This window comes from Streptomyces sp. HPF1205 (assembly GCF_020400825.1).
GTDB lineage: Bacteria > Actinomycetota > Actinomycetes > Streptomycetales > Streptomycetaceae > Actinacidiphila.
Genome location: NZ_JAINVH010000118.1, coordinates 1 through 1102, shown reverse-complemented (window position 1 = coordinate 1102; position 1102 = coordinate 1). Strand labels below are relative to the sequence as shown.

Here is a 1102-nt window from a genome sequence, read left to right as displayed (position 1 = left end):
TGGGGTACGGGTCGGTGGATGCGGTTGCCGCGGGGCGGGCGTTTCGTGATCTGGGGTTTGATTCGCTGACGGCTGTGGAGTTGCGGAACCGGTTGAGTCGTTTGTCGGGTCAGCGGTTGCCGGCGGGGCTGGTTTTTGATTATCCGACGCCGCGTGCTCTGGGTGAGTTCCTGGTGGGCAGGGTCACCGGTGAGGTGGTGGCGGGTACGGGTGTGGGTGGTGAGGCTGCCCCGGTGGTGGGTGGTGAGGCTGTCCCGGTGGTGGGGGTTGTGGATGATCCGGTGGTGATTGTGGGGATGGCGTGCCGGTTCCCGGGTGGGGCGTCGTCTCCGGAGGAGTTGTGGCGGGTGCTGGTGGAGGGTGTGGACACGGTGGCGGAGTTCCCGTCCGATCGTGGCTGGGCCGCGGATCCCGCGACCGCCGCCGGCGCTGGTGCTGGCTCCGGTGTCGGCGTTGGTGCCGGCGGGGGTGGGGGTTTTGCGGCGCGGGGTGCGTTCTTGTACGAGGCGGGGGAGTTTGACGCGGATTTCTTCGGGATTTCGCCGCGTGAGGCGTTGGCGATGGATCCGCAGCAGCGGTTGTTGTTGGAGACGTCGTGGGAGGTGTTCGAGCGGGCCGGGATCGATGTGACGGCTTTGCGGGGTTCGCGTACGGGTGTGTTCGTCGGCACGAACGGCCAGGACTATGCGGCCCTGCTGGGCGCGGCTGCGCGGGAACTGGAGGGACACCTTCTGACGGGTAATGCGGCGAGTGTGGTGTCGGGTCGTGTGTCGTACACGTTTGGTTTTGAGGGTCCTGCGGTGACGGTGGATACGGCGTGTTCGTCGTCGTTGGTGGCGTTGCATTTGGCGGTGCAGGCGTTGCGTGGTGGTGAGTGTTCGATGGCGGTGGTGGGTGGTGTGACGGTGATGTCGACTCCGGGGTTGTTCGCGGAGTTCGGGCGGCAGGGTGGGTTGGCCGCGGATGGTCGGTGCAAGGCGTTCGGGGCGGGTGCGGACGGGACGGTGTGGGGTGAGGGTGTGGGTGTGCTGCTGGTGGAGCGGTTGTCCGACGCCCGGCGGCTGGGGCATCCGGTGGTGGCGGTGGTGCGGGGGTCTGCGGT

General features: G+C 67.8%; 1 protein-coding gene. It reads left to right on the top strand.

All coding sequences use genetic code 11. The features are described from left to right. A partial coding sequence (locus K7G61_RS35890) for a type I polyketide synthase (protein ID WP_225851344.1) occupies positions 1-1102 on the top strand: 1102 nt, incomplete at both ends.